This is a genomic window from Bradyrhizobium sp. SZCCHNR3119 (genome assembly GCF_032487775.1).
Taxonomy (GTDB): domain Bacteria; phylum Pseudomonadota; class Alphaproteobacteria; order Rhizobiales; family Xanthobacteraceae; genus Bradyrhizobium.
On the sequence record NZ_JAUEUV010000001.1, the window covers coordinates 3,517,944 to 3,543,376 of the forward strand.

The window sequence follows — 25,433 nt, forward strand, 5'->3', positions numbered from 1 at the left end:
AGGAACCCCTGGCGTTCCGCTCGAATTCGTTCGATGCGGAGGCAAGGTTGTGTGCGGTTCATCGGGGGATGACCGGGAAGCGATGCGGTGGAGTTTGTGCTGGCACAATCACGCGCCGACAGCCACCGGTTAGGTTTCCGGTCAATCGATCAATGACCCGGAATGAATGAGGGAAAGAGCAGATGGCCATTCCCCGCTATCGCGAGCATCAGGGCTTGCCCATTCTCGCCAACGGCTTTCGACCATTTTTCCTGCTCGGCGCCATCCAGGCCGCGCTGACAATCCTGGTCTGGCTGCCGGTGTTCTATGGCGAGCTGAAGCTGACCTCGGCCTTTGCACCGCGGGACTGGCACGTCCACGAGATGCTTTATGGCTACCTGCCTGCCGTCATCACCGGATTCCTGCTCACCGCGATTCCGAACTGGACCGGACGGCTGCCGCTGCAGGGCATGCCGTTGCTGACGTTGGTGCTAGCCTGGATCGCCGGCCGATTGGCCGTCACCTTTTCCGCCGGGGCGAGCTGGTGGCTCGTGCTCGTGATCGATGCCGGTTTCCTTGCGCTCGTCGTTGCGGCAACTGCGCGGGAAATCATCGCCGGCAGGAACTGGCGCAATCTGCCGGTGGTCGGCCTGGTCACCCTGCTGCTGGCGGGCAATGTCGGCTTCCATCTCGAAGCCCATGTTCACGGCACCGCCGACACCAGCATCCGCATCGGTGTCGCCGTCGTCGTGCTGCTGATCGCGCTGATCGGCGGCCGCATCACGCCGAGCTTCACCCGCAACTGGCTGGTTCGCCAAAATCCCGGACGCCTGCCGGTGCCGTTCGGCCGCTTCGATGTCGTGGTCATGCTGATCAGCGCGTTTGCGCTGCTCGGCTGGATCGTGATTCCCGACAGTGCATTCACGGGTGCTGCGCTGGCATTCGCCGGCTTGCTGCACATCGTTCGGCTGGCGCGCTGGGCCGGCGACCGCACCGTGCGGGAGCGGCTGCTCGTCATCCTCCACGTCGGCTATGCTTTCGTGCCGCTCGGCTTCTTGATCAATGCGGCCGCGAGCTTTGGGATCGTGCTGCCGAGCGCGGGCCTCCACGCCTGGATGGTGGGAGCCGCCGGCGTGATGACGCTCGCGGTGATGACGCGCGCAACCCTCGGCCATACCGGCCAGCAATTGACGGCCTCACCCGCGACACAGGCGATCTATGCGGCGATCGTTGTTGCAGCGGTCACACGCATCTGCGCCGCGGTGGCGCCGGCGCATGGCGAGATCGTGCTATACGTCGCAGCCTTCGCCTGGGTCCTCGCCTTCGCCGGATACGCGTTGGCCTATGGTCCGTTGCTGCTCGGGCTGAAGCGGCGCGCGCTTGCAGTCCATTCAGCCTAGGCTCTGATTCCGCGCCATCGCGCGCGAGAACACCACTTCCATCAGCGTGCCGGATTTCGGCGCTGGCTTGATGTGGAATTGCGCGCGGTTGGCTTCGACCAGCGCCTTGGTCAGCGACAGGCTGAGACCGGACGTCTCGGACGCCTGATCCGATGGCGGGCGCGAACGGAACGGCTCCAGCGCTGCCGCGACCTCCTGGGCGTTGAGTGCGTGGCCGGTGTCGCGCACGCGCAGGACCACCTCGCCGAAATCGGAGAGTGCGGTGGAGACGATGACCTGGCCGCCGGGATTGGCCAGCGAAATCGAGCTTGAGATCAGGTTGAGCGAGATCTGGCGCAGCGCGCGTGCATCCGCCACCACCGGCGGCAGCGCATGCGACAGCGAACTGCGGATGATGATGCGGGCCCGGTTGGCCTGGGGCTGCATCACGGCGACGCAATTCTCGACCAGTTCGTTCAGATTCTGATTGCTGAAGCTGAGCTCGATCCTGCCGGTCTCGACGCGCGAGAGTTCGAGCATATCGTCGATCAACGCAACCACCCGCTCGCCGGAAGTGCGGATGTCCTTCAGATAGTCGACGTAGCGCTTGTTGCCGATCGCGCCGAAGCGCTCGCCGATCATCACTTCGGCAAAGCCGATGATCGCGTTCAGTGGCGCGCGGACCTCGTGGCTGATCCGTGCCAGCATGTCGGCCTTGGCGGTGGCCGCGCGGTCGGCGAGCCGGCGCGCCTGCAACAGTTCGTTCTCGCCGCGGCGGGCCTGCGACAGATCGCGAACCACGGCAAAGAAATTCGGGCCGTCAGGCCGCGTTCGCCCGATGGTCATCGTGAGCGGAACGATGCCGCCCTGGCGGAGCCGCCCAAGCACCTCGCGCGGCTGCTCCAGGACGGTGGTGGCGCCGGCTTGGCGCACTCCGTCCAGATAGTCCAGCACCAGCCGCGTGCTGTCCGGCGCAAACAGTTCAATGAGATTGCGACGCACGAGTTCGGGGCCGTCATAACCGAACAGCGCCTCCGCGCTGCGGTTGCAGGCGTGGATGTTGCCGCCGGCATCGAACATCAGCACGCCTTCGGCCGTGACGTCGAGAATGGCGCCGAGATCTTCCGCATCCGCATGGCCGGCCTCGGGCGGCGTCATCACCAGCGGAGGCGGCGGCGCCGGCGCAGCTGGCGGTTCGACCGGTGCGGTGTTCTGGGGCGGCGGAGAGTTCGCAGGCGGCGCAAAAACCAGGGCGTGCGCGATATCGCCATCCCAGGCGATCGTGAATAGCCGGGCTGCGGCTTTCTGTCCCTCGCTCGCCGGCCCGTCGGCGACCGAGATCGTCACCGGCGTGCCGGCCCCGGCCGTGCTCGCGCTCGGCGATGCGCCCAGCTCGACATAGAGCGCATCGAGCCCGCCGGCTTGCTCCAGCGCAGCCAGATCGGGATAACCCATCTGCGCGAGAAATGCGCCGTTGGCATAGAGCAGCCGGTCGAGCCGATAGATCAGGACGGCGGTCGGCAGCAGGTCCAGCAGGATGCGATCGCGCTGACTGTCGCCTTGCACCGGCGGCGGCTCAGGGCTCAGCCAGTCGGCGTGGCTATCGGCCGCGCGCGCGTCGGCTGCGAACGGATCGAGCGGGGAGGTGTCACCCGATGACTCGAAAGGCGGCTCGCTCACGCGCTGGCTGCTCTCCATCTCGGACATTGCCGTGAGCAGTTCCGTGGGCGCCGCGCGCATTTCGCCTTCGAGCCGGGCCGACAATTGCCGTGCAAGTTCATGGAAGGCATTGTTCTCCACCGCTGTCAGCGCCGGAAACCTGCTCTCGCCGGGCGGCCGGAACGGCACGACGTTGCCGGCCGGCTCCGCGCCATTGTCAGTGGTTGCCGAAATGGCCGGCGACACTTGGTCGTGGGGCGCACCGACCAGGGTGGACGGCGAGGACGGCACATCTTGGGCGGAGGCGTGTTCGGCTTCCGCGGCAACGATTTTGCTCGAAGGGGCAGGTGCCTCGACATCTGCCGCACCCGAATGTTGGTCGGTATGACCGTCGCCGATCGGATTTGGCTCGGCCGCGGCCTCGATCGAATTCGCCGCGTCAGCAGGCGCCGCCGCCTCGGCGGCGCGATCGATCAGCAGGACTTCGGACGGCGCCTCGTTGGAGAGCTCGGGTGCTTCATAAGCCGGTGGGGCCGGCGTCTCGTCGCTTGTCATCGTGCTTGTAAGCTCGCTCGCTTCTTCCGGCATGGCAGCCGCGTCGTTCGTTTGCGGCAAGGGCGGCTGCTCTGCATCCGCCAGCGGATGCGCGTGCGGGGTTTCGCTCCTGCCGGGCGTCCGCGCCAGGACGAGCCCGATCTGCTGGCCGCTGCCGACGCGGTACAGCACGGCCCGCGCAGGACCGAACTGAACCTCCGCCTGGCCGTCGGCAATCGCCAGGTCGCGCGCGCCCGCAAGACCCCCGTCGGCAAGATCGCGATAGCCGAACATGAGCCGACCGGCGGTACTGGCGCCTGCGAACAGACCATCCCGCGTGAAAGCGATCAGCGCGGCCTCGCTGTGCGCGACCAGCCGCTGCAGGCGCTCCACCAGCGGGATGCTGCGGCCGGCATTGTCGGTGCTGGTGATCAACACGGCATGGGAGCCGTCGGGGAGGTCGATCCTGGCGCAGCCGCAGGTCGCCAGCGTGCCGAGCGGAGCGCCGAAGCCGCGCAATCGCTCGAGCCGCATCGCGCCGTTCTCGGGCAGTCGGCGCCACAGCTGGACGATCTGACGCCGATGCACGTCGGCCGGGCCGAACGACCTCGCGGCCAGGGCCGTGGTGTCCGTCGCGCCGAATGCCTTGGCGCCGATCGGATTGGCCCACAGCACCCGGCGGCCATCGGCCGACCACAGCCACGCGGGCAGCGCGCCCACGGCATGAACGGCCAGCCGGGGATCGCTCAAGCCGAGCAGCTGGAGATCGGTTTGACTCATATCGGTCGTCGAACGGCTCTTTGGGGTGGTCGAAACGGACGCCGCGGACGGCAAGCTTAACGAAAGGTTACTATCGCCTGTTTTCGGAGGCGAGGTCCACGGCCGGGCCGCCGGCAGGTCCGGCGAAACCTTGGATAACCTTAACCTGTCCCGGATGTTCCGGCGGTACGGCCTTGCGCCCGGGCACTTCCGCAAAAGTTGCATGTTGCAATTTGACCCCGGACGTCCACCATGCCGAGGGGAGGCACGTCATACCGGCGCAGCGATCGCAGGGTAGATTGGTACTGGTCCGCTCGGAGCGGGCAAGCTCCGCGGATATCAGAAGGCGGGTCGGCGGGCCGGAGGGGCGTAGCCGGCCGATCCGAGTACAGCAGAAGTCCAGCAGAGAGGAATGGGACGATGACTGAAAATGGTCGTGCATTCGAGATGCCCAAGGAAATGCGGTCGATGGCCGAGGCGAGCTTCGAGCAGGCGCGCAAGGCCTTCGAGAAATTCCTCGCCAGTGCGCAAGCCACCGCCGGCACGTTGGAAGAACGTGGTGCCACCGTTCGCGCCGGAGCCAAGGATATCGGCGCCAAGGTGATCTCCTATGCGGAGAAGAACGTGCAGTCCTCGCTGGACTACGCGCAGTCGCTCCTGCATGCGAAGGATCTGGCCGAGGTGATGCGGCTGCATAGCGAGTTCGTCCAGGCCCAGATGCGGGCGCTCGCGGAGCAGGCGAACGAGATGGGCCAGGCGGTCAGCAAGGCCGCGATGGATGTGGCCAAGCCGAAATCTTAAACTGTATCAGTGGCTTGGGAATTCATCCAAGCGCTCCCAGTTCGATGCCTCTGTGCAGCGCCATAAAATTGCTTTGCGTTGCACAAAAACGACATTATCTCTTTCTACGGGAGGTTGCTCTCAGGGGCACTTCCTCTGCGTGATCCGATTCGACCACCCGGCCAACCGGCCGGGCAACCGTGCTGATTGCTTCGAAGGATACATGCCATGACCAACGCCACCGATCCGTTCTCTGCCTCCATCATTCCGTTCGAGGTCCCTGAGCAGATGCGTGCATTTGCTGAAAAGGGCGTCTCGCAGGCCCGCGAGAGCTACGCCAAGTTCAAGGACGCGGCGGAAACCCATAACAGTGCCATCGAGGCCTTTTTCGCCAACGCCAGCAAGGGCGCCGGCGAATATTCGGCCAAGGTGATGGAATTCACGAAGGCCAATACCACCGCGAACCTGGACTTCGCCCAGCAGCTGCTCGGCCTCCGCTCGCCGTCGGAAGCGTTGGAGCTGTGGAGCTCGCATGCGCGCAAGCTGGTCGAGACGTTCGCCGTCCAGGCCAAGGAACTCGGCGAGCTCGGCCAGAAAGTGGCCACCGAGGCCGTCGAGCCGATCAAGGAAAGCGCCTCGAAGCTGTTCAAGACGGCCGCCTGAGCCTGCGATCCGCGGTCCCCGGCATCGGGACCGCAACGCATGAATCGAGCCAAAGAATCAACCCGAGCCCGGGCTCTCCGCCTGGGCTCGGTCGTTCCGGAGAGCGGTTGAAAAATCGCTTCCCTAGGCGGGGGACTTTGCTTCGCCCGGCCTTGCCAAAGCCGCGCATTGCACCTAGTTTCCGCCCCGTTCGGCGCCCCTTTGCAGGCGCCAATTGCGGATGCAGTTGTAGCTCAGTTGGTTAGAGCGCCTGTCTGTGGAACAGGAGGTCGGTGGTTCGAGCCCACCCAACTGTACCAGTTAAATCAATAGCTTACGCGAAATTCGGTTAGCAGGCTGTTCGAGCTAGCTACCATCTAGCAACCACAGGCTAGCGAACCATCGCCGTGGCAAAGTCCGTCGAAAAAAATTTCGGACACATGATCCGAGCTTCGCAGCAACCGCTCGGTCTGCGGGCCATAGGCGGCGAACCGCAATTGTGGGATCGGCACGCCCGCCGGGGGCACGTATCTGGATTACACTCGGTCCCAGCTATTTCGTGTTCATCACGAACTCGAGCTTCTGGTCGTGGCCGGAGTTGAGGAATCGGTCTTTGGGTCGCCATCCGACCGGATCTTCAATCCAGCGGCTGACCTCAGATTCATGCCAGCCTGAGCCGTTGCTGCTGATCTTGAGCTGGGCCGGGAACGTGCCCTCGGCGATCTTACGGTAGATGGTGGACCGGGACAGCCCGGTCCTGGCGAGGACGGTTTTCAACCTGATGATACGGTCTGGCTCGCGCATGGCCGTGATGCCCCTCGCTGGTCGCTTCTGACGTCTGGCGGGACCAGAGGCCAAACAGGTGCAGGCGGACAATAGGAGTTTGCGCGTTGCCAGGTGTGGCGTAGAGCCGGCGGCAAACGGGATGGGTCAAATTCCAAGGCCTCTGCCTCTGCCGAGATCGATGCCATGGACGAAGGCCAGATCCTGGCCGAGCCGGCGGCCTGATTCGAATGCGACGCCGAGATCGTTCTTGCGGCCGGCGAGGATGGATTCCAGTTGCGGGTCGCGTTCGAGGCTTTTGGCCATGTCGCCCATTGCCGAGCGCGTGGCCTTGTAGCCGGACAAGTCGCCCGCCTGGTATAGGCGATGGCTGGTCTGGTCGAGCTTCCGCCATCGCTCAACGAAATGGTCGGCGCGACGGCCTGGATCGCTTCGGAGTTCGGTTTCGAGCTGGAGCGCGCGGATGGTGCGATTGACCCGGCCGTCCGCCGCTTCGCGGGCGAGTTCCGGGTTCTTCTTGTAGGCGGCCTCGGCGTCGTGCGAGCCAAACGGGCGCACCTTTTCGAAGGCTTGGCGCGCTTTCTGCAGCTCTTTCACCTGCTCGGGACTGGCTCTCCCGCCTGTCTCCTGCGCCTCGAAGATTGCGTCCACCGCGCGGGCATGGCGCACGAGCGCCCGGGTCCTGACCTGACGCGCTACGGCTTTGGGATCTTGCGCCACGTTCGTCGCCGCCAATTCGGATTCGCGGCGGTCGGCTGCCGTACCGCCGCCTTCCCTTTCGGGAGTCGCCAACTCGGGCCTCCGTCGGCCATCCCGATCGGGCACCTCGCCAGGGCCGCGAAGGCCGTCGAACATGTCACGTAGCTTTTCCGGCACGATCCTGCGCACGATCTCGGCCACGCGCTCGCGGAAGGTGATCCCGCGCCGTTCGGCGTAGCTCCGAACCGGATCGACGCTCTCGTAATCCGACGCCATGTCCTTGGCGCGGTCACGCGACAGGGGGCGGGCGAGCCGATCCTGATTGGCAAAATCGTTGCGGCCATAATGCAGCTTCACCCCGTCTCGGTGCCGCGACAGGGCGACATAGCTGCTGTGGGCGTCCATGCCCGGCGTCGCCAGCACATGGACGCGGTCCACAGTCATGCCCTGCGCCTTGTGGATCGTCGCGGCATAGCCATGGTCGATCCGGTTGTAATCCTTGAGGTCGAAGCGCGCGTATCGGCCATCGCCGGTCTGCATGGTCATGGATTGAGCGCTGACCTTCTCAATGGTTCCGAGCGTGGCGTTCTTCACGCCAAGACCGCGCTCGTTCTTCAGGAACATGACGCGATCCCCGGTTGCGAAGGATCTCGCGCCGCGCTCGACCGTCACGCGCACCTCGTCGCCCAGATCGCCCGCAGCCCGCATCCGCTCGCGCGCTGCCTCATTGAGCATGCGAACTTCGTCATTGGTGTGAGTGAGAATGATCCGGCCCCGATCCGGTGATGCCTGCCGGTCCCGGTCCCAGCGCTCGATCAGATCGCTGCGCGCCTGCTCGCGAGTCGCGGCCTCATGGACCACCCCGTGGGCGCGGTAGGCCTCGAGCGCATGGCCGACTTTGCCGGTCGCCAGATCGCGCGTGGCGTCGCGTTGCCAACCCTCGCGCTGACGGCGCACCTCGCCGATTTCCACGCCGCCGTGACGCTCATAAATCGATCGGAATGCCGCGCCCGCCTCTATTGCCTGCAGCTGCTGCGGATCGCCAATCAGCACCACCTTTGCGCTAGCTCCGGCAGCACGGGACAGCACGCGTTCGAGCTGGCGCGTGCCGACCATGCCTGCCTCGTCGATGACCAGCACATCGCGGGAAGTGAGCGCGTCGCGTCCCTGTTCCCAACCATGCTCCAGGCTGGCAATGGTGCGCGACGAAATGCCCGATCCGCCTTCGAGGTTTTCCGCCGCAATACCGGACAGCGCCACGCCCCGGACCTCGTAGCCTGCTGCCTCCCAGGTCTCCCGCGTCACCCCCAGCATCGCGCTCTTTCCCGTCCCGGCATGGCCGACAACGATACTGAGATCGCGCCCGTCCGTGACATGCGCCAGTGCCTCGGCCTGCTCGCCCGAAAGCACCAGGCCGCGCGCTTCCGCTCGCGCCAAAGCGGCTCGGCGGTTCACGTCGCGAACCTGATGGCGCTCCCGTTCCGCCATCCGTTCAGCAGCCCGGTGTAGCCACTGTTCGGCTTCGATCATTCCGCGAGTGGTGAACCGATCCTCGCCGCGGGCGTCCTTGCCGAGTTCGACCAAATCCGGTGCTCCCTGCATCGCGCCCATGACCTCGTTGAACTGGTCGAGTCCGTCACTGTGCCGGTGCGCAAACCTTGCTAGGTCGCGGCGTGTGAAGGTCGATTGCTGCTGGGTGATGGCGTCCAGTCCAAGCGAGGGATCGGCGATAATCCGCGCGCCATTGTTCCGTGCGATCTCGCGGTGCATCTCGGCGCGGTCGGCTTCCACCCGTTCGCCATCAATGCCCCCAACCTCGATGCGTTTGGCGGGCGCGCCGATCTGGCTTTGCGGCTCCAGTGCGATGCCCTGGGCTTCCTGACTCCGATGGTCGATCCGCGCATCGATGTCGAGCTCGGCTAGCCGCTCATTGGCGAGCTCGGACCAGCGTTCGCGCCAGCGCTCGACCATCTCGGTGCGGTTCCAGTCCCGCACCTTCCGGCCAAAGCCGTTCTCGTCGACCGAGCGCATGGTCAGCATGACATGGGCATGGGGCTTGGGCATGCCATCCTCGGCCCTGTCCCAGTGCACATTGAGATCGGCGACCATGCCGAGACCCACGAACTCGCTCCGAACGAAGTCCTGAGCCAGCTCGATGCCCTGCGCCTTACTCATCTCGCGCGGAAGCGCGAATTCGAGCTCGCGGGCAAGCTGGGCGTCCTTGCGGACTTCGAACGCTTCGACATCGTTCCAAAGCCGTTCGCGATCGCGCCATGCCTCGGGAGCACTCTCAGGCAGAATCACCTCGGAATGGACGACGTCGCGCTTTCCGGAAAAATCCTGATCACGGCCAATCCGCTCGTCACGCAGCCGCGAGCCCGAACGGTAGGCCGCCGATGCCACCGCACTGCTCCCGGCCTTCCGGCCAATGACCTTGACGTGAAGGTGATAGATCGCCATCGCGATCCAATCACTGGCACAGGGAAGCGCACGTCGGAACGACGTATAAGCGCGCCCTCCCTCGAAAAAATCTCGGGAGGGATCGCACCGTCCCAGCTCGTCCTGATGACCCTACAGCATTGTCCTGGCTGCCTAGCTATCATTTTCTCCATCAACACTCATGGAGACAATCATGCGCAAACCAAGAGACTTTGATGCGGACCTGAAGGCACTCGAAGACAAAGCGCGCGGACTGAAAACTCGCAAAGTGCGTCAGCTCGGCGAACTGGTTATCGCGACTGGAGCCGACACCCTCACTGCTGAAGAACTGGCTGGCGCGCTGATTGTGTTAGCCGAGACGAAAGATGCCGGAAGGAGGGAGGCATGGGCCAAGCGCGGGGGCGCGTTCTTTCAGAGCCGGCCGCGGCGAATTGCAGCAGCAACTGATCGCAGCATGGACGGCGCTCCAGCGCCACCGAGCGGCGCGCAACCGGCATCAGGCCGCAAAGGCGCGGCATGAAATGCGCAATTGGCAGGTCGAACGCCGCAAGCGCACGCGGCATCTCATCGAGCTCGGTGGACTCGTCGTCAAAGCCGGCATCGTAGGGCTCACCGGGGATGATCGGGCGACGATCTTAGGGGCATTGCTCTGGGCAGCCGATAAGCTCCGCAGCGACAAAGGCGAAGAGGCCCGCAAGCTGTGGGCGACAAAAGGCCGGCCCGAATTAGAGGCGATCGCGGCAAAAGGTCACGAGCGAACTGTGTAACCAGTTCGTCGCTGATGCAACGCGATATCTCATTGCGTCAGTATTCGCGCAAGAAAATGGGTGAAATGCGAGCGGCTCACAAGTGTTCCGCGCAATCTACAAAAGTCGAGCCGATGCGGCAGCGATGCGCTGGCAGGCGTCGCGAAGCTCGGCCGCTGAGGTGGCGTAGGAGATCCGGAAATAGGGCGCGAGGCCGAAGGCCGAACCCGGGATGACGGCAACGCCGGCGGTGCGCAGAAGATAGTCTGCGAACAGGGTATCGTCTTCCACGACGCGGCCCTCCGGCGTGGTCTTGCCGATGAGGCCTGCACAACTCGCGAACGTGTAGAAGGCGCCCTCGGGGACGCGACAGCTGATGCCTTCGATGCTGTTCAACGCGTTGACGACGAGGTCGCGCCGCTGCTGAAACGAGCGGCAGCGGTCGGCGATGACATCCTGCGGTCCTGTCAGCGCCTCGATTGCGGCGGCCTGGCTGATGGACGAGGGGCAGGAAGTTGATTGGCTCTGCACGACGGCCATGGCCTTGATCAGCGCGCTGGGGCCGGCGCCGTAGCCGATGCGCCAGCCGGTCATCGCATAGGCCTTTGAGACCCCGTTCACCGTCAGCGTGCGGTTGCGCAGCGCCGGCTCGATGGCGACTGGCGTCACGAAGCGAAAGCCGTCGTAGACGATGTGCTCGTAGATGTCGTCGACCATGAGCCAGACATTGGGATGCTTCAGCAGAACGTCGAGGATCGGCCGATACTGGTGCTCCGAATAGGCCGCTCCCGACGGATTCGACGGCGAGTTCAGCATCAGCCAGCGCGTCCGCTGCGTGATGGCGCGTGCAAGATCCTCGGCCGAGAGCCGAAACCCGTCGGCTTCCGAGCACGGCACGAGAACGGGCGTCCCGCCGGCGATCGCCACGATGTCGGCGTAGGTCACCCAGAATGGCGTGGGGATGATGACTTCATCGCCGGGGTCCAGCGTTGCCATCATGGCGTTGAATAGCACCTGCTTGGCGCCGGCCGAAACCGTGATCTCGTCCTGCGCGAAGTCGAGTCCGTTGTCGCGCTTGAACTTGGCACGGATGGCGGCCTTCAGCTCGGGCGCGCCGTCGAGAACGGTGTACTTGGTCGCGCCGTCCCGCATCGCCCGCGCCGCGGCCTCCTTGATCGGCTCGGGCGTGTCGAAATCAGGTTCGCCCGCGCCGAGGATGATGACATCCCGCCCCTCGCGCTTCATCTGCGCGGCGAGCCCGCTGATCTTCAGAATCTCCGACACGCCGATGGTGGACAGCCGCTGGGCCGGCTTGAACGGAGATGGCGACTTGGCGATCACGTTCACGGGCGGCTCCTCTCAGGCGATATCGAACTTGACACCCTGGGCGAGCGGTAGCGTGCGTCCGAAGTTGATGGTGTTGGTCGCGCGCCGCATATAGGCTTTCCAGGCGTCCGAGCCCGACTCGCGTCCGCCGCCGGTCTCCTTCTCGCCACCGAACGCGCCGCCGATCTCGGCGCCGGAGGGGCCGATGTTCACGTTCGCGATTCCGCAGTCGGATCCGCGCGCTGACAGGAAGGTTTCCGCCTCGCGTAGATCGTTGGTGAAGATCGAGGACGACAGACCCTGCGGGACGTCATTGTGCAGCTCGAGCACCGCGCCGAGATCGCGATAGGTCATCACGTAGAGAATTGGCGCGAAGGTCTCGTGCCTGACGGGACCGGTCTGCGCGGACATCTCGACCAGCGCCGGGCGCACATAATAGGCCTCGTCGGCTCCCGCCAGCGCAACGCGCTCGCCGCCGAGCACGTGGCCGCCAACGGCACGCGCCGCCTCGAGCGCTTTCTGCATCGCCGAATAGGCCAGTTGATCGATCAACGGCCCCACGAGAGCGTCGGTCTGGAGCGGATTGCCGACCGTCACGCTCTGATAGGCCCGCTTCAGACGCGGTACGAATGCGTCGTAGACCGTCTCGTGGACGAAGAGACGCCGCAGCGTCGTGCAGCGCTGGCCGGCCGTCCCCATGGCAGCAAAGGCGACGCCGCGCAGCGTCAGATCGAGGTCCGCCGTCGGCGTCACGATCGCGGCGTTGTTGCCGCCGAGCTCGAGGATCCCCCGCGCAAATCGATTGGCGAGCCGCGGGCCGACTGCACGGCCCATGGCTGTCGATCCCGTCGCCGAGACCAGCGGGACCTTGGCGTGATCGACCAGGATCTCTCCGATGTCACGCCCGCCGAACAACACCACGGACAGCGCGTCGGGGGCTGATCCGCCATCCCGCCTGAAGCGTTCGAGCGCGCGCGCGAACAGCGCCTCGGTGGCGAGGGCGGTCAGCGACGTCTTCTCCGACGGCTTCCAAACGATGCTGTTGCCGCACACCAAAGCAAGCGCCGCATTCCAGCACCACACCGCCACGGGAAAATTGAACGCGGAGATGATGCCGGTCACACCGAGCGGATGCCACGTCTCCATCATGCGGTGCGCGCTGCGCTCGGTGGCGATGGTCAGGCCATAAAGCTGGCGCGACAGGCCGACAGCGAAGTCGCAGATGTCGATCATCTCCTGGACCTCGCCCAGGCCCTCCGAGGCGATCTTGCCGACCTCGATCGAGACCAGCCTGCCGAGCGCCTCCTTGTTGGCGCGCAACTCCTCGCCGAGCAGCCGCACGAGCTCACCGCGCTTCGGCGCAGGGACCTGCCGCCATTCCAGAAAGGCGGCGTGCGCCTTGTCGATCTCGACGGCCGCCTGGGCGGCGCTGACCTCGTGCACGCGCCCGGTGATCTCGCCAGTGATCGGAGTTCGTGCCACCAGCGTGCCGCCTGTGTGCCGACTCGGCTCGACGCCGAGCTTGGCGAGCAATGCGTCCACTTCGCCGGCGAGCGATGTGATGGAACGAGACGGCGTATCGGTCATGGCAAACGGCCTTTGAACGGTAGATTGGATGAGTTGTTGCGATCTGCCCGCTGCTAACCGGCGACCGCCGTGCGTCCGAGATTTGATGATGTCAGCTGCAGCAGAGCCTGCTGCAGCGAATCCTGCTCCGCCCTCGCGTATAGCTCCATTTCATCGCAAACCTTGGCGCCGAGAGCGGCCTCGAATGCGGACCGGTTGGCGTTGGACGCGTAGGTCTTCTGGTCCTCGGAGCCGAGATTCGACTGGAAGATGCCCGCGGCGCTCACCGGCAGAAAATCCTCGTAGACGATCGGATCGAAGCGCAACAGCCCCTCGGCAATTAGATCAGCGACGGAGGACGTCCGAGCGTGGCCCGATCCGGCCCCGGCCTCGGTCACCGAATAGCGGAAGAAGGCCAGGCCTTCGCGTCGCAGCGTTGCCCAGTCGTCGGGAAACGCCTCAAAACGTTCGGCCAGTCTTTCGGAGTAGCTGCGCGGGCTCGCCTCGCGGCCGCCAGTCTCCCGTGCCGACGCAAGCAGCGCGTCGTAGAGCGCGCGTCCTTTCGGCGTCAAGGCCACGCCGCGCTGCTCGATCTCGCCGAAGCGCGCGGTATGTGTTCCGGGCGCGGATGTGCCGTCGGCTCGCTTGAAGATGATAGGTTCCTCAAGCGCCTTGAAGCTGGTCTGGCGCAGCAGGATCGGGCAGTTGCGGCGCGGCGGGCCCTCGATGACGGCCTTCGGGGCGATGCCGCGTCCCGGCATTGCGGCCTGGACGGCATCGATGTCGAGCGTGCGCGGCGTCAGATGATTGATGTGGGGACCCCTGAAGCTCACCACGTCGGCAATCAGCCGATGCGCATCGTGCAGCTGCTCGTAGACGTCGAGGCTGACCGTCGCCTCGCTGTGCCAGCGGAAGGTCTCCAGCGCTTCGCCGACGAACTCCTCGGCCTGCGCGACGGTCAGGTAACCCCGCGTCTCGAACACGTCCACGAGGTCCAGGGTGCGCGGCGTGAAGATGCTGCGCTCGCCAAGGATGCGCTCGGCGTCCGCGCGTAGCGCGTCGTCCTCGATCAGCTCCAGGCGCAGCAGCGAGGTGAAAACCCGAAACGGATTGCGGCGCAGAGCTGCATCGTCGATCGGGCGAAACGCCGTCGCATGCACCGGCACGCCCGCGGCCGACAGGTCGTAGTAGCCGACCGGGTGCATGCCCATCACGGCAAACACGCGGCGCACGTTGAACAACTCCTCCGCGCGTCCCAGGCGGATCGCGCCGTGACGCTCGAGGCTCAATCGCTCGAGTTCGTCGCTCCGCTCGAGGCTCGCGCGCAACTGCTCGCTCTCTTGCAAGGTCGCCCGATTGACCTCGCTCACCAGCTCCATCAGGGTTCCGTATTGCGGCACCTCGGCGCGGTACATGTCCGACATAGCGCGCGAAAACAAGGTGCGGATGTCGTCGGCGTCCGCGTGCAGTGCTCGCATCGGAGATCTCCAGTGGGGCCGGACCAGCCTGATCGTGCGAGGCCCTGATCGCTCAGTCATGCAATTTGATCATGACATCTGCAGATTAGACTTGCCGCTGGGGCCGGTTCAAACAATGTTTGCTCAGAAGATCATTCTGAATTGGAATGACCAAATGAGCACCCAGACACCTCGCCGCTTCCTTCCCTCCACCGCGGTTCTCGCCGCCTTCGAGGCGACGGCCCGCACCGGCAGCATGACCATGGCGGCGCAGGAGCTTCAGCTGACGCAGAGCGCGGTCAGTCGGCAGATCAAGATCCTGGAGCAGCAGCTCGAGGCCGAGCTCTTCATTCGGGAACGTCAGACGGTGCGGCTCACCTCCGCCGGCGCGTCCTATGCGCGCGAGATCCGCGACGCGCTCCACAAGATCAGCTCCGCCTCGTTGAACCTGCGGGCCAATCCGGGCGGGGGAACGCTCAACCTCGGCATTCTCCCGACGTTCGGGACGCGCTGGCTGGCGCCGCGGCTGCCGCAATTTCTCGCGGCCAATCCCGGGATCACGATCAACCTCGCGACGCGGCTGTCCTATTTCGATTTCGGCGCGGAGGCGCTGGATGCCGCGATCCATTTCGGCCAGGCGGAATGGCCGGGCGCAGAAATGGCCCTCCTGCGCTCCGAGCAGGTCATTCCGGCGTGTAGTCCCGGCCTGAAACGGGAGTATCGCTTTCGTGCCGCGGGCGATCTCTGGCGGGCGCCGCTGCTCAGCATCTCGACTCGTTCCCAGGCCTGGACGCGCTGGTTCGCGATGCACGACGTCGCAGCGCGGCCCACTCAGGGAATGGTGTTCGATCAGTTTGCCACCGCGGCGCAGGCCGCGATGGCCGGCCTGGGCGTGGCCTTGTTGCCGACGTTCCTGATCGAGGAGGAGCTTGCGAGCCGCAAGCTGGTCCGGGCCATCAATCTGCCAATGGAAAGTCCCGAGCGCTACTACCTGGTCTGGCCGTCGGAGCGTGCGGCCTATCCGCCGCTTCGAGCGTTCCGGGAGTGGCTCATCGCGGTGACCGCGCCTGATCGATAGACAGGCCGGGGCTGACTGGAAGAAGTGCTGGACCGTTTTGGCCAGAACGTAATAATTTCCCTTCGTTCTGCTCAGAAACGATCAATTCGGAGAGGTAAGATATGGCCCGCCCCGCGGACGCCAGGAAGGATCAGGACCTCATCAACATCCTGATGGTGAACGCGCGGACCTCCATTTCCGATCTTGCGAAGGCGCTCGGCGTGTCCCGGGCGACCGCGCAGGGGCGATTGGCAAGATTGGAAAAGGACGGAACGATCGCCGGCTACACCGCGATCCTGGGCAAGCAGGCGCATGTGACCTCGATCTCGGCGATCATCCTGATCGAGCTGGAGGTGAGGCAGCAGGGCAACGTCATTGCCGCGCTGCGCAAGAAAGCTGAAGTCGTCGACTGCTACACGCTGAGCGGCCCGTTCGATCTTTTCGTCAAGATCAACTGCGCGACGTCGGCGCATCTCGACGAAATCATCGACTGGATCGCCGAGATGGAAGGTGTTCGACGCACCACGTCATCGATTCTTCTCGCCAGAAAATTCGAAAGGTGAACAAGGCCTGGGCAAAGCCTGCCTCATTGCCGTCCTTCTTGCTTCGATTGTTAGCAAGATGTCTCGTTTCCCGTCGAAACGAGTCTTAGTCCGGCGGTTTGCAACTATATTCTTCGTATAACCGGCGGTTTGGATATTTATGCCGCGCCTATGCTCCTGAATAACAACTGAGAACAAGGAGCATTTGAAAATGAACGGTGCAACCGCGCTGGTGAGCATGCTGTCCGGATATGGCGTCGACGTCATCTTCGGCGTCCCGGGCGATACCAATGTCGCGCTCTATGAGGCTCTCAGAACGACGAAGGGCGCGCCCCGCCACATCCTGTGCCGTGACGAACGTTCGGCGGTGTTCATGGCGGACTGCTATGCGCGCCTGTCCGGAAAGCCGGGAGTCGCGGAGGTGCCGAGCGGGGCCGGTGCGCTGTACGGTCTGCCCGGCGTCGCCGAAGCCAACAAATCGTCGGTGCCCCTCATCCTGCTGGTCAACGACATTCCGCAGCCCGGCGTCGGGCGCGGCACCCTGACTGAGCTGCCCGTCCAGGATCTGTTCAAGCCGATCAGCAAGCGGGCCGAGACGCTCGCTCATGTGCGCAAGCTGCCCGAGGTCGTGCGCCGCGCCTTTCGCGAGGCGACTGGCGGTCGGCCCGGCGCCGTCGTCCTCGCGCTGCCGGAGGACATTCTCTACCAGGATCTGCCCAGCGAGGGCGTCTCGCTGCATGTCGAGCCGCAATGCAGGCAGGCGCCGTCCTACAGGAGCAGGCCCGCCGACGCCGATCTCGACAGCGCGCTGGGCGCCATCCTCGCCGCCGAGCGTCCGCTGATCGTTGCGGGCGGCGGCGCCAATCGATCCGCAGCGGCGGAAGCCATCACCGCCTTTGCCGAGCGTCTCGGCATTCCCGTCGTCACGACGATCACCGGGCAAGGTGTCATTCGCGACGACCACAGGCTCGGGATCGGAATCATCGGCGACAACGGCTTCCATCCGCACGCGGTGTGGGCGCTCGGGCGTGCCGATCTCGTGATCTATGTCGGCTGCCGCATGGGCTCGGTGGCCACCATGAATTGGCAGTGGCCGGTGCCAAACGGGGAGACCAGGATCGTTCAGGTCGATCTCGAGCCGGAAATCATCGGCAATACCTACGCCATCGATTTCCCGCTGGTGGGCGACGCGCGCGCGGTCGTCGAGGCCCTGATCGCCAAGGCCCCCGCCGATCGTGCGTCGGTGACCGCCGGGTGGGTCGACGACATCAACAACCGTCGCGCCGAGTTCTGGGACGTGATGGCGCCGCATCTGCAGAGCGACGAGGTACCGCTGCGGCCCGAGCGGGTGATCGAAACGCTCAACCGGTGCCTGCCGATGCCGTGCAACGTGGTGTCGGACGCCGGTACGCCGACGCCCTATGCGACGCGCTTTCTCCGCCTGCGCGATCCGCAGTCCAAGCTCGTGATCCCCCGCTTCTATGGCGGCCTCGGCTACGCCATTCCGGCGGTGATCGGCGCCTACTTCGCAGCGCCCCATCTGAAGCCCGTCGGCCTGTTCGGCGACGGCTCGCTCGGCATGTCGGCCGGCGAGTTGGAGACGCTCGCGCGCCTGCAAATTCCGGCTGTATTGATCCATTTCAACAATGCCTGCTTTGGCTGGATCAAGGCCCTGCAGCGGGTCGTCGATCGGGATCGCGCCCGCAAGGCGTCCGCGCCGGGCGCGGCCGTGCCGGCCAACGACCCGACATTCAGCGTCGACTTCGGCAAATACGACATGAGCCGGCTCGCGTCCGTCTACGGCATTCGCGGCTTCCGGGTCGAAACGCCGGTGCAACTGGAGGCGGCGCTGCGCGAGGCGTTCCAGCTGAACGAGCCGGTCTTCATCGACGTTGCGGTGGAATCCATCGCCGATCGCCTGCCGCCGGTATTCTCATGGCTGAAGAAGGTCGGGGCCGATCCGGCGGCCGTCGGCGTCCAGGCTGCTCTCTAGGAAGGGGTTCGATATGGCTCAATCATCGCGAAACATCGCCGTTCTCGGCGCCGGGCAGATTGGTACCGTGATCGCCGGCATGCTGGCGGAGCAGGGGCACAAGGTGACCCTGGCGGACGCATCGGACGCGCAGCTCGGCTTGAGTGCCGGACGCATCTTCGCTACCACAGTTGTGGATGCCGGAGACGTTGCTGCCCTCCGCGCCTTTCTGAAGGACCAGGAGATCGTCGTCAGCGCATGTCCGTATTTTCTCAACCGTGGCATTGCGCAGACCGCCGCGGAGACCGGCACCCATTATTTCGACCTCACCGAGGACGTCGCCACGACCGCCTATATCAAGGACATCGCAGCGGGCGCGGACGTGATGTTTGCGCCGCAATGCGGCCTGGCGCCGGGCTTCATCTGCGTGCTCGGGGCGGAGATGGCATCGCGGTTCGATAGCGTGAAAACCATCAAGATGCGCGTCGGTGCGCTGCCGCTCTATCCGACCAATGCCTTGCGGTACAACGTGACCTGGTCCGTCGATGGGTTGATCAACGAATACTGCAACCCCTGCGAGATCGTGTTTGACGGCAAGCCGACGGCGGTGCCGGCGCTGGAGGGGGTCGAGGGCGTGATGATCGATGGCGTCGCCTATGAGGCTTTCAACACCTCAGGCGGGCTTGGCACTTTGACCGAGACCTTGGCGGGCAAGGTTCGCGACATGAGCTACAAGACCTTGCGCTACCCCGGACATGCCGAGATCATGAAGTTGCTGTTGCAGGGACTCGGGCTTGCGGACGACCGGGAGACCATGCGCCGCATCCTCAATCGCGCAGCTCCATTTACGCGCAAAGACGTCGTTGTGATCTTCGTCACCGGCATCGGTGAGCGCGACGGCCGCATGGAGGAGGACAGCATCGTCCTGCGCTACGATGGCCGACCCGAGCTCGGGGCGATCCAGCTGACGACGGCCGCGGGCTGTGTCGCGATGGTCGAGCTGTTTCTCGCGGGCAAGCTGCCGGCAAAGGGCTTTGTGCGCCAGGAAGATGCAAGCCTGTCCGACTTCCTGTCGACCCGTGAAGGTAGCCGGCTGGCCAGGGAGGCCCGTAGCACCGAAACGAGTGACTTTGTCGCACGGTTTGCTAGCAAAAGGGCGGCATGAGTGTGTCCGACCTCGCGGCATCGCAGTCCGGGGTCAAAAAATCAACTTTAAGAGGGGGAGTTTGAATGGTCAATCGTCGTGAAATCGGATCGCTTGTGGGACTTGGCGCGGCGGCCGCTGCGATCGCAGCGAGCTCGGCGGTGTCGCCGGCCCTTGCGCAGTCGCAACCGGAGAGCACGTTCGCGCAAATTCGCAGGACCAAGAAGCTCCGTATCGCTGGTATCGTCGGCACCGAGCCCTATTACCACAAGGACATCGCGACCGGACAATGGTCGGGCTTCTGCGTCAGCATGGCGACCGAGCTGGCCAAGGCGATGGAAGCCGAGATCGAGATCATCGAGTCGACCTGGGGCAACTCGGTGTTGGATCTCCAGGCCAACAAGATCGACATCATGTTCGGACTGAGCCCGACGCCGTCGCGGGCTCTGATCGTTGAATTTACCCGCCCGATCATGAACAACACGTTCACCATCATCGCGAAGCCCGGCTTCGAGCCGAAATCATGGGACGACCTCAACAAGCCGGAGGTGAAGGTGGCCGTGGATATCGGATCCACGCACGATCTCTATGCGCGGCGGACGCTGCCGAAGGCGACGCTGGTTGCGCTGAAGTCCCCGGATGAGGCCGTGCTGGCGGTGCAGTCGGGCCGGGCGGACTGCCTGATCCAGGTGGCGATGCTGTCGCTGGTGACCGTCAAGAAGAACGCGAAGGTCGGCAAGGTCATCATCCCGACGCCGGTTGCCGCGCAGCCGACCTGCTGCGGCGTGCGTGTCGATTCCGATACCCGCTTCCGCACCTATGTCGACAACTGGCTGGAATATAGCCGTGCCCTCGGCGCGCTGCGCGAATGGATCCTGGGGAGCCTTTCGCTCGTGAACATCCAGGAGCAGGACATTCCTCCGGGCCTCCAGTTCTGATGCTGTCGATCGATCTGCCCGCGTCCACGCATGACGCGGGCAGTTTTGCATCAGGGCTCTCCTGATTGCATCGCATCGTTGAAGGAATCGATGTTTGAAGGGATACGGCTTGACGCAGAATGATCGACACCCTCCGCTCGGCATCATTATGCTCGATGCAGCGATCCACCGTCCGCCAGGGGACGTCGGCAATTCCGCAAGCTGGCCGTTCGATGTGATCTTCAAGATCGTTCCAGGAGCATCCGCGCGTAAGATCGTCGGTGGCGATGACGCCGACCTCATGGATGCGTTCGTTAAAGCCGGTGACGAGCTGCATGCGGAGGGGGCCATCGGACTCACGACGTCGTGCGGCTTTCTGGCCGCACGACAGTGCGAGCTTTCCGCGAGGATGAAGCTGCCGCTCGCAACCTCGAGCCTTTTGCAATTACCCATCGTCGAGCGCTGCCTGTCGGCGGGCCGCCGAGCGGGCGTCGTCACCTACGATGCGAAGGCTTTGACCGAGAGGCATTTCGTTGCCGTCGGCGCCGACCCGGGCACGCCGCGAGTCGGGCTTCCTGCTGATGGCGCGTTGCGCGCGCATATCGAAGGCGATCGCCCCTATGATCGCGAATGGCTGCGGCGGGACGTTTTCGCAGCCGTCCAAACGCTTCTCTCCGGCGATCCGAGCATCGGTGCCATCGTGTTCGAATGCACCAACCTGCCACCGTTTTCCGACGAGGTGTCGCGCGCCTTCGGATTGCCGGTCTATGACGTCATCACACTCGGGCGCTGGTTCTATTCGGGGCTGACCCAGACCGCCTATTCGCAATCGTTTGGTATGGGGTAGGCGAGATGCATTACGAGTGGAGCTTCGGCTTCCTTCTGCAATACAGCAAGCTGATCGGCGTCGGTACGGCCTATACGATCGGCTTCACCATTCTCACCGCGATCGCCGGCTTCGTCGTCGGCTGCATCGTGGCGATCGCAAGCCTGTCCAACATACGGCTGATCTCGTCACCGCTGGTGATGCTCGTCGAGATCTTCCGCTGTACGCCGGTGCTGGTTCAGCTGGTGTGGATCTACTACGCGCTCCCGGTCCTGATCGGCGTTGAGCTGTCGCCTGCGGTGGCGGCCTTCATCTCCCTGAGCCTCTATGGCGGCGCGTTCTATTCGGAGATCATTCGCGGCGGCATCGTGTCGATCGATCCCGGCCAGTGGGATGCCGGGCGCGCCCTCGGCATGCGCCGCTTCGACCTGATGCGGCGCATCGTGATGCCGCAGGCGTTGAAGCGGATGATTCCGCCGCTGGTCAATCAGGCCGTGCTGCAGCTGAAGAACACCTCGCTTCTCTCCGTACTGGCGGTGCCGGACCTGCTGTATCAGGGGCAGTTGATCACGTCGGCGACCTACCGACCGCTCGAGACCTACACGATGATCGCTGTGATCTACTTCATCATCCTGTTCCCGATGACCCGTGTCGCGCGCGTGCTGGAAGCGCGCCTCGCGCATTGAGGTGGGCCGATGTCAACGAGCGAGGCGAATGCTCCCATGTCCGATGCCGCGATGATCGAGCTCATTCACGTGAAGAAATCCTTCGGGGCCGTGAGCGTGCTCAAGGACATATCTCTGCGCGTTCCGCGCGGGGGCGTCGTCGCGCTGATCGGGCCCAGCGGTTCGGGCAAGTCCACGCTGCTCAGGTGCCTCAATCTGCTGACCCTCCCGGAAAGCGGAGTCATCCGCGTCGGTCGGAGCACCATGGACTTCACGAATGGACATCAATTGCCTCGCGACAAGGATCTCGCAGCGTTTCGCGCGCGGACCGGCATGGTGTTCCAGAACTTCAACCTGTTTCCGCACATGTCGGTCATCCGAAACGTGATGGAGGGGCCCGTCACCGTCCTGAAGGTTCGGCCGGACGAGGCACGCCAGACGGCGCTGGCGCTGTTGGACAAGGTCGGATTGAGGGACAAGGCCGACGTCGCCCCGGACAAGCTGTCCGGAGGGCAGAAGCAGCGCGTGGCGATTGCCCGTGCACTCGCGATGAAGCCGGAGGTGATGTTGTTCGACGAAGCGACCTCGGCGCTCGATCCCGAGCTCGTCGGCGAAGTGCTGGCGGTCGTCCGCCAGCTCGCGGCCGAAGGAATGACGATGGTGCTCGTGACGCACGAAATGGCATTTGCGCGCGAAGTCGCCGACACCGTGGTGTTCATGCGCGATGGTGTCGTGGTCGAGGACGGACCGGCGCGACAGGTGATCGACACACCGCAGCAGTCGGCGACACGCGCCTTCCTCAGTCATTTCCATGGCGGCCGCTTGCCGGCCGCTGCGGCCACCGCGTGAAGACGCAAGGACGCAGCTCCTCATGGAACAGAGTCAGACGCCGCTGCGCATCGCAGTGATCGGCGCCGGCATCGTCGGCGCCGCCACGGCCTGGGAGCTGATCAAGGACGGACATGCCGTCACGCTGATCGAGCCGGATGAGCCCGGCGGACCCCAGGCGGCGAGCTTCGGCAACGGCGCCTGGATCAGCCCCGCGTCGATCATCCCGATGTCGATGCCCGGTCTCTGGCGCAAGGTGCCGGGCTATCTGCTCGATCCGAGCGGACCGCTGGTGCTGCGCTGGGCGGCCCTGCCTTCGCTGGCACCGTGGCTGTGGCGCTTCCTCGCAGCCGGTTGGACCGTGCAGAAGGTCGAGCATACGGCGCGCGTGCTCGCATTGATCCTGCGCGATGGTCCGCAGCGCCATGCCCTGTTGGCGGAGGAGATCGGACGGCCCGATCTGATCCGTCGCACCGGCCTGCTCTATGCCTATCGGGACCGCAAGGCGTTCGAAGAAGAGGCGCTCGCCTGGCGGCTTCGGAGCCAGAACGGGCTGCGTTGGGTCGAGCTCGACGCCGACGAGTTGCGTCGGCGTGAGCCGGACTTGAGCCCCGGCTACCGGTTCGCGGCCTTTGTCGAGGAAGGCGCGCATTGCGCCGATCCAGGCGCCTATGTGTCGGCAATCGTGGCGGCCGCGCTTGCGCGCAGCGCTGATCTTCGTCGCGCGCGAGCGACGGGGTTTATCATGGCCAATGGCCGCCTTGAGGCCGTGGCGACCGACCAGGGGCGGGTCGACTGCGATCGCGCCGTGATCTGCGCCGGCATCTACTCCAAGGCGCTCGCTCGGGCCGCTGGCGATCGCGTCTCGCTTGCTAGCGAGCGGGGCTACCACGGCGTGATCACATCCCCTCGCGCCGGCCCGCGGCTTCCTATCATGCCGAGCGATGGAAGAATGGCCAACACGCCCACGGCTGCCGGCCTCCGGCTCTCGGGACAGGTCGAGCTTGCGCATGTTGACGCCAAGCCGGATTGGGCCCGCGTCGAGATTCTTGTTCAGCATGCACTGAAAACCTATCCGGGCCTCGGGTCGCGTGGACGTCTGGCGATAGAACGCTGGATGGGGCACCGGCCATCGACGCCGGACGGTCGTCCAGTCATCGGTCCGTCCCCGGCGTCACCGGATATCTTCCACGCGTTTGGACACGGACATATCGGTCTGGCTTCGGGCCCGCTCACCGGACGGATCATCGCCGACCTCGTCTCGGGCAAGGACGCACCGATCGACATTCGGCCGTTCGCCATATCGCGATTCGGCCGGTCTAGGTAACGGATGACGTCGGGAGCGACATGAAGCTGCGATGGGCGCGCAACCGGGCTTTCGATTCCGGGGCACGGCGAGCGCAGTCAAACGCCGTCAAATTGCCACCGCCAGCGGATGTCGTTATCGGTGGTGCCTCCCCGAAACCACCGATGAGAAAGTCCTGTGTGACACCGGCTTGATCGCTCGCGGTGCGGGCGCGGCTGGTCGCGCGTGCCCAGGATTGGACTTGGTCGAGCACGCGTGCGCATCTGCGCGGCAGGGACGACGGCGTGACCGCACGCGAGTCGGTGCGAGAGATTTTTCCTGATGTTGCCGGGCTGCTGACGAACTCACCGGACGATGAGGATGATCTGTTCTCGAAACTGCGCGCCGCCGAGAGCATCGGCCGGCCGCTTGGAAGCGACCGCTTCCTGGCCCGGATCGAGAAGCTGACGGGACGGGTGCTCAAGCCGGCCAAGCGCGGGCCGAAGCCGGCGGAATGGGAGGAGGGAAGAGGGCGGCGATGCCCGGCGCAGTGCCGTCGTAATTAAGTGCACTGTCACCGAAATCCGGGGCACAATTTTGCGTTGCAGCACAATTTTCGGAGAGGATGGGGGCGCTGTTACGGCTGTAACGAAAAAGCGATCACCGGAAATCGTTCTTGAACGATGTGAGCGCGAGGGCTGAGCGGTGCGTGTTGGAACCCATCTTGCCCGCAGAAAACTGAGGTTCCGCTTATAGGTCGCCGGTTTGGCGAACCCCAAAGGGAGCTAAGCCGAGAGGTACTGACCGGAACGCCTGTCAGCAGGAGATGTCGAAAGTCCATTGTGGAGAACGGCTCGTTGGCTCGCGTGCGACAACTGGACGGCTATGATGCAGCCCTTGGTTGACCTCTGGAAAGGAGAAATCAATGGCAAAAATGGCGAAGAAGTCAGGCGGCGGGAAGCGCTATGAAAACCCACCGCCCAAAACGTCGCGTCCGGTCAAACATCTCGCGGGTGAAAAACTCGAAGGCGGCACGAAACCTGAGAGGACGCTTGCCGCATCCGTCGAACGACACATTGAGCCAAGAAGGTCTCCCCGCAAAAAACATTAGCTACCCATGCAGCGCTTCATGGACGCGACCGAGGTCGTCATGCGCCACGTACGGGCTCATGGCGGTTTCGTGGTTCGCCAGCTTCTTTGAGATGCCGTTGATGAGCCGGGTAAATCGCCGCTCGCTCATGCCTATGCCGAAATCTTGGTGCTCGCCATAGGTGGTCGAGACGTCGCCCGGTCATTCGCTTTCGACCTCTCGGCTTACCGATACTACCTCAGCACGGCCATAGGGCGGACTACCGTTAGCGTATCCGCCATTTTCATAGCGACGACGGGGGGACGGCCGCCACTCGAGTTTAGTTTGGCAAAATTGAAGTGGCGCATCACGCGTCGTCG

General features: G+C 64.5%; 22 protein-coding genes and 1 tRNA gene. 17 read left to right on the top strand and 6 right to left on the bottom strand.

The features are described from left to right. Positions 1–182: 182 nt before the first annotated feature. The gene (locus QX034_RS16375) at positions 183–1,379 is read left to right on the top strand and encodes an NnrS family protein (RefSeq protein ID WP_315730139.1); all 1,197 of its coding nucleotides are present in this window, start codon (positions 183–185) and stop codon (positions 1,377–1,379) included. On the opposite strand, the gene QX034_RS16380 is transcribed toward QX034_RS16375, so the two are convergent. Further along, entirely contained in the window at positions 1,371–4,331 is a 2,961-nt protein-coding gene (locus QX034_RS16380; RefSeq protein WP_316195569.1) for a PAS domain-containing protein, read from the bottom strand. The genes QX034_RS16375 and QX034_RS16380 overlap by 9 nt on opposite strands. Positions 4,332–4,730: 399 nt before the next feature. Between QX034_RS16380 and QX034_RS16385 the strand changes: the two genes are divergently transcribed. From QX034_RS16385 to QX034_RS16395, 3 genes are all read left to right on the top strand, one after another. Then, positions 4,731–5,111 carry a phasin gene (locus tag QX034_RS16385; protein ID WP_315767481.1) on the top strand — a complete coding sequence of 127 codons (381 nt, stop codon included), beginning with the start codon at positions 4,731–4,733 and terminating at the stop codon, positions 5,109–5,111. A gap of 207 nt (positions 5,112–5,318) precedes the next feature. Then, positions 5,319–5,753, top strand: a complete 435-nt coding sequence (locus QX034_RS16390; protein WP_315701516.1) for a phasin — start codon at positions 5,319–5,321, stop codon at positions 5,751–5,753. Positions 5,754–5,975: 222 nt separating this feature from the next. Then, positions 5,976–6,052, top strand: a tRNA-His gene (locus QX034_RS16395). 232 nt (positions 6,053–6,284) lie between these two features. On the opposite strand, the gene QX034_RS16400 is transcribed toward QX034_RS16395, so the two are convergent. Together QX034_RS16400 and traA are read right to left on the bottom strand one after the other, a co-directional pair. After that, on the bottom strand, positions 6,285–6,536 hold the full coding sequence (locus QX034_RS16400) for an AlpA family transcriptional regulator (protein WP_315744651.1): 252 nt from the start codon (positions 6,534–6,536) through the stop codon (positions 6,285–6,287). Positions 6,537–6,662: 126 nt separating this feature from the next. Next, the gene (traA, locus tag QX034_RS16405; protein WP_316195571.1) at positions 6,663–9,674 is read right to left on the bottom strand and encodes a Ti-type conjugative transfer relaxase TraA; all 3,012 of its coding nucleotides are present in this window, start codon (positions 9,672–9,674) and stop codon (positions 6,663–6,665) included. Positions 9,675–9,846: 172 nt separating this feature from the next. Here traA and QX034_RS16410 point away from each other — a divergent pair, with 172 nt between their 5' ends. Beyond that, positions 9,847–10,173, top strand: coding sequence for a conjugal transfer protein TraD (locus QX034_RS16410; RefSeq protein ID WP_315744649.1), 327 nt, complete (start codon positions 9,847–9,849; stop codon positions 10,171–10,173). Between the two features lies 1 nt (position 10,174). Beyond that, on the top strand, positions 10,175–10,420 hold the full coding sequence (locus QX034_RS16415) for a conjugal transfer protein TraD (RefSeq protein ID WP_315767736.1): 246 nt from the start codon (positions 10,175–10,177) through the stop codon (positions 10,418–10,420). 96 nt (positions 10,421–10,516) lie between these two features. Here the strand turns inward: QX034_RS16415 and QX034_RS16420 are convergent, their stop codons facing one another. The 3 genes from QX034_RS16420 to QX034_RS16430 are packed head-to-tail and all read right to left on the bottom strand — an operon-like array spanning position 10,517 to position 14,769. Then, a complete protein-coding gene (locus QX034_RS16420) occupies positions 10,517–11,746 on the bottom strand; it encodes a pyridoxal phosphate-dependent aminotransferase (RefSeq protein WP_315701513.1) in 1,230 nt (409 codons plus the stop codon). A gap of 12 nt (positions 11,747–11,758) precedes the next feature. Further along, positions 11,759–13,312 (bottom strand): aldehyde dehydrogenase family protein, encoded by a 1,554-nt coding sequence (locus tag QX034_RS16425; RefSeq protein WP_315701512.1) that lies wholly within the window; start codon positions 13,310–13,312, stop codon positions 11,759–11,761. 53 nt (positions 13,313–13,365) lie between these two features. Then, positions 13,366–14,769 (bottom strand): VOC family protein, encoded by a 1,404-nt coding sequence (locus QX034_RS16430; protein ID WP_316188762.1) that lies wholly within the window; start codon positions 14,767–14,769, stop codon positions 13,366–13,368. Positions 14,770–14,923: 154 nt separating this feature from the next. Here QX034_RS16430 and QX034_RS16435 point away from each other — a divergent pair, with 154 nt between their 5' ends. The 11 genes from QX034_RS16435 to QX034_RS16485 all read left to right on the top strand — a co-directional run bounded on the left by QX034_RS16435 (position 14,924) and on the right by QX034_RS16485 (position 25,095). Then, the gene (locus QX034_RS16435) at positions 14,924–15,826 is read left to right on the top strand and encodes a LysR family transcriptional regulator (protein WP_315744642.1); all 903 of its coding nucleotides are present in this window, start codon (positions 14,924–14,926) and stop codon (positions 15,824–15,826) included. A gap of 101 nt (positions 15,827–15,927) precedes the next feature. After that, on the top strand, positions 15,928–16,368 hold the full coding sequence (locus QX034_RS16440; RefSeq protein ID WP_315701509.1) for an Lrp/AsnC family transcriptional regulator: 441 nt from the start codon (positions 15,928–15,930) through the stop codon (positions 16,366–16,368). A gap of 190 nt (positions 16,369–16,558) precedes the next feature. After that, a complete protein-coding gene (locus QX034_RS16445; protein ID WP_315701508.1) occupies positions 16,559–18,340 on the top strand; it encodes a thiamine pyrophosphate-binding protein in 1,782 nt (593 codons plus the stop codon). Positions 18,341–18,353: 13 nt separating this feature from the next. Next, positions 18,354–19,484 carry a saccharopine dehydrogenase family protein gene (locus QX034_RS16450; RefSeq protein ID WP_316175087.1) on the top strand — a complete coding sequence of 377 codons (1,131 nt, stop codon included), beginning with the start codon at positions 18,354–18,356 and terminating at the stop codon, positions 19,482–19,484. 65 nt (positions 19,485–19,549) lie between these two features. Then, positions 19,550–20,401 carry a transporter substrate-binding domain-containing protein gene (locus QX034_RS16455; RefSeq protein WP_315701506.1) on the top strand — a complete coding sequence of 284 codons (852 nt, stop codon included), beginning with the start codon at positions 19,550–19,552 and terminating at the stop codon, positions 20,399–20,401. Positions 20,402–20,510: 109 nt separating this feature from the next. After that, the gene (locus tag QX034_RS16460) at positions 20,511–21,227 is read left to right on the top strand and encodes an aspartate/glutamate racemase family protein (RefSeq protein ID WP_315701505.1); all 717 of its coding nucleotides are present in this window, start codon (positions 20,511–20,513) and stop codon (positions 21,225–21,227) included. 5 nt (positions 21,228–21,232) lie between these two features. After that, entirely contained in the window at positions 21,233–21,892 is a 660-nt protein-coding gene (locus tag QX034_RS16465; RefSeq protein WP_315701504.1) for an amino acid ABC transporter permease, read from the top strand. 36 nt (positions 21,893–21,928) lie between these two features. After that, a complete protein-coding gene (locus QX034_RS16470) occupies positions 21,929–22,720 on the top strand; it encodes an amino acid ABC transporter ATP-binding protein (protein WP_315701503.1) in 792 nt (263 codons plus the stop codon). A 22-nt stretch (positions 22,721–22,742) separates the two neighbouring features. Further along, positions 22,743–24,026 carry an FAD-binding oxidoreductase gene (locus QX034_RS16475; RefSeq protein WP_316195573.1) on the top strand — a complete coding sequence of 428 codons (1,284 nt, stop codon included), beginning with the start codon at positions 22,743–22,745 and terminating at the stop codon, positions 24,024–24,026. Between the two features lie 263 nt (positions 24,027–24,289). Next, complete coding sequence (locus QX034_RS16480; RefSeq protein ID WP_315701501.1) at positions 24,290–24,550, top strand: hypothetical protein; 261 nt, start codon at positions 24,290–24,292, stop codon at positions 24,548–24,550. Positions 24,551–24,909: 359 nt separating this feature from the next. Continuing rightward, complete coding sequence (locus QX034_RS16485; RefSeq protein WP_316195575.1) at positions 24,910–25,095, top strand: hypothetical protein; 186 nt, start codon at positions 24,910–24,912, stop codon at positions 25,093–25,095. The last annotated feature ends 338 nt before the right edge of the window (positions 25,096–25,433 follow it).

Coding starts and splice junctions, on each gene's coding strand:
- QX034_RS16470 (WP_315701503.1), top strand. CDS start 21,929: ATGTCCGATGCCGCGATGATCGAGCTCATTCACGTGAAGAAATCCTTC.
- QX034_RS16445 (WP_315701508.1), top strand. CDS start 16,559: ATGAACGGTGCAACCGCGCTGGTGAGCATGCTGTCCGGATATGGCGTC.
- QX034_RS16400 (WP_315744651.1), bottom strand. CDS start 6,536: ATGCGCGAGCCAGACCGTATCATCAGGTTGAAAACCGTCCTCGCCAGG.
- QX034_RS16455 (WP_315701506.1), top strand. CDS start 19,550: ATGGTCAATCGTCGTGAAATCGGATCGCTTGTGGGACTTGGCGCGGCG.
- QX034_RS16415 (WP_315767736.1), top strand. CDS start 10,175: ATGCGCAATTGGCAGGTCGAACGCCGCAAGCGCACGCGGCATCTCATC.
- QX034_RS16380 (WP_316195569.1), bottom strand. CDS start 4,331: ATGAGTCAAACCGATCTCCAGCTGCTCGGCTTGAGCGATCCCCGGCTG.
- QX034_RS16430 (WP_316188762.1), bottom strand. CDS start 14,769: ATGCGAGCACTGCACGCGGACGCCGACGACATCCGCACCTTGTTTTCG.
- QX034_RS16450 (WP_316175087.1), top strand. CDS start 18,354: ATGGCTCAATCATCGCGAAACATCGCCGTTCTCGGCGCCGGGCAGATT.
- QX034_RS16485 (WP_316195575.1), top strand. CDS start 24,910: ATGGCAAAAATGGCGAAGAAGTCAGGCGGCGGGAAGCGCTATGAAAAC.
- QX034_RS16425 (WP_315701512.1), bottom strand. CDS start 13,312: ATGACCGATACGCCGTCTCGTTCCATCACATCGCTCGCCGGCGAAGTG.
- QX034_RS16410 (WP_315744649.1), top strand. CDS start 9,847: ATGCGCAAACCAAGAGACTTTGATGCGGACCTGAAGGCACTCGAAGAC.
- traA (WP_316195571.1), bottom strand. CDS start 9,674: ATGGCGATCTATCACCTTCACGTCAAGGTCATTGGCCGGAAGGCCGGG.
- QX034_RS16435 (WP_315744642.1), top strand. CDS start 14,924: ATGAGCACCCAGACACCTCGCCGCTTCCTTCCCTCCACCGCGGTTCTC.
- QX034_RS16465 (WP_315701504.1), top strand. CDS start 21,233: ATGCATTACGAGTGGAGCTTCGGCTTCCTTCTGCAATACAGCAAGCTG.
- QX034_RS16390 (WP_315701516.1), top strand. CDS start 5,319: ATGACCAACGCCACCGATCCGTTCTCTGCCTCCATCATTCCGTTCGAG.
- QX034_RS16375 (WP_315730139.1), top strand. CDS start 183: ATGGCCATTCCCCGCTATCGCGAGCATCAGGGCTTGCCCATTCTCGCC.
- QX034_RS16475 (WP_316195573.1), top strand. CDS start 22,743: ATGGAACAGAGTCAGACGCCGCTGCGCATCGCAGTGATCGGCGCCGGC.
- QX034_RS16440 (WP_315701509.1), top strand. CDS start 15,928: ATGGCCCGCCCCGCGGACGCCAGGAAGGATCAGGACCTCATCAACATC.
- QX034_RS16385 (WP_315767481.1), top strand. CDS start 4,731: ATGACTGAAAATGGTCGTGCATTCGAGATGCCCAAGGAAATGCGGTCG.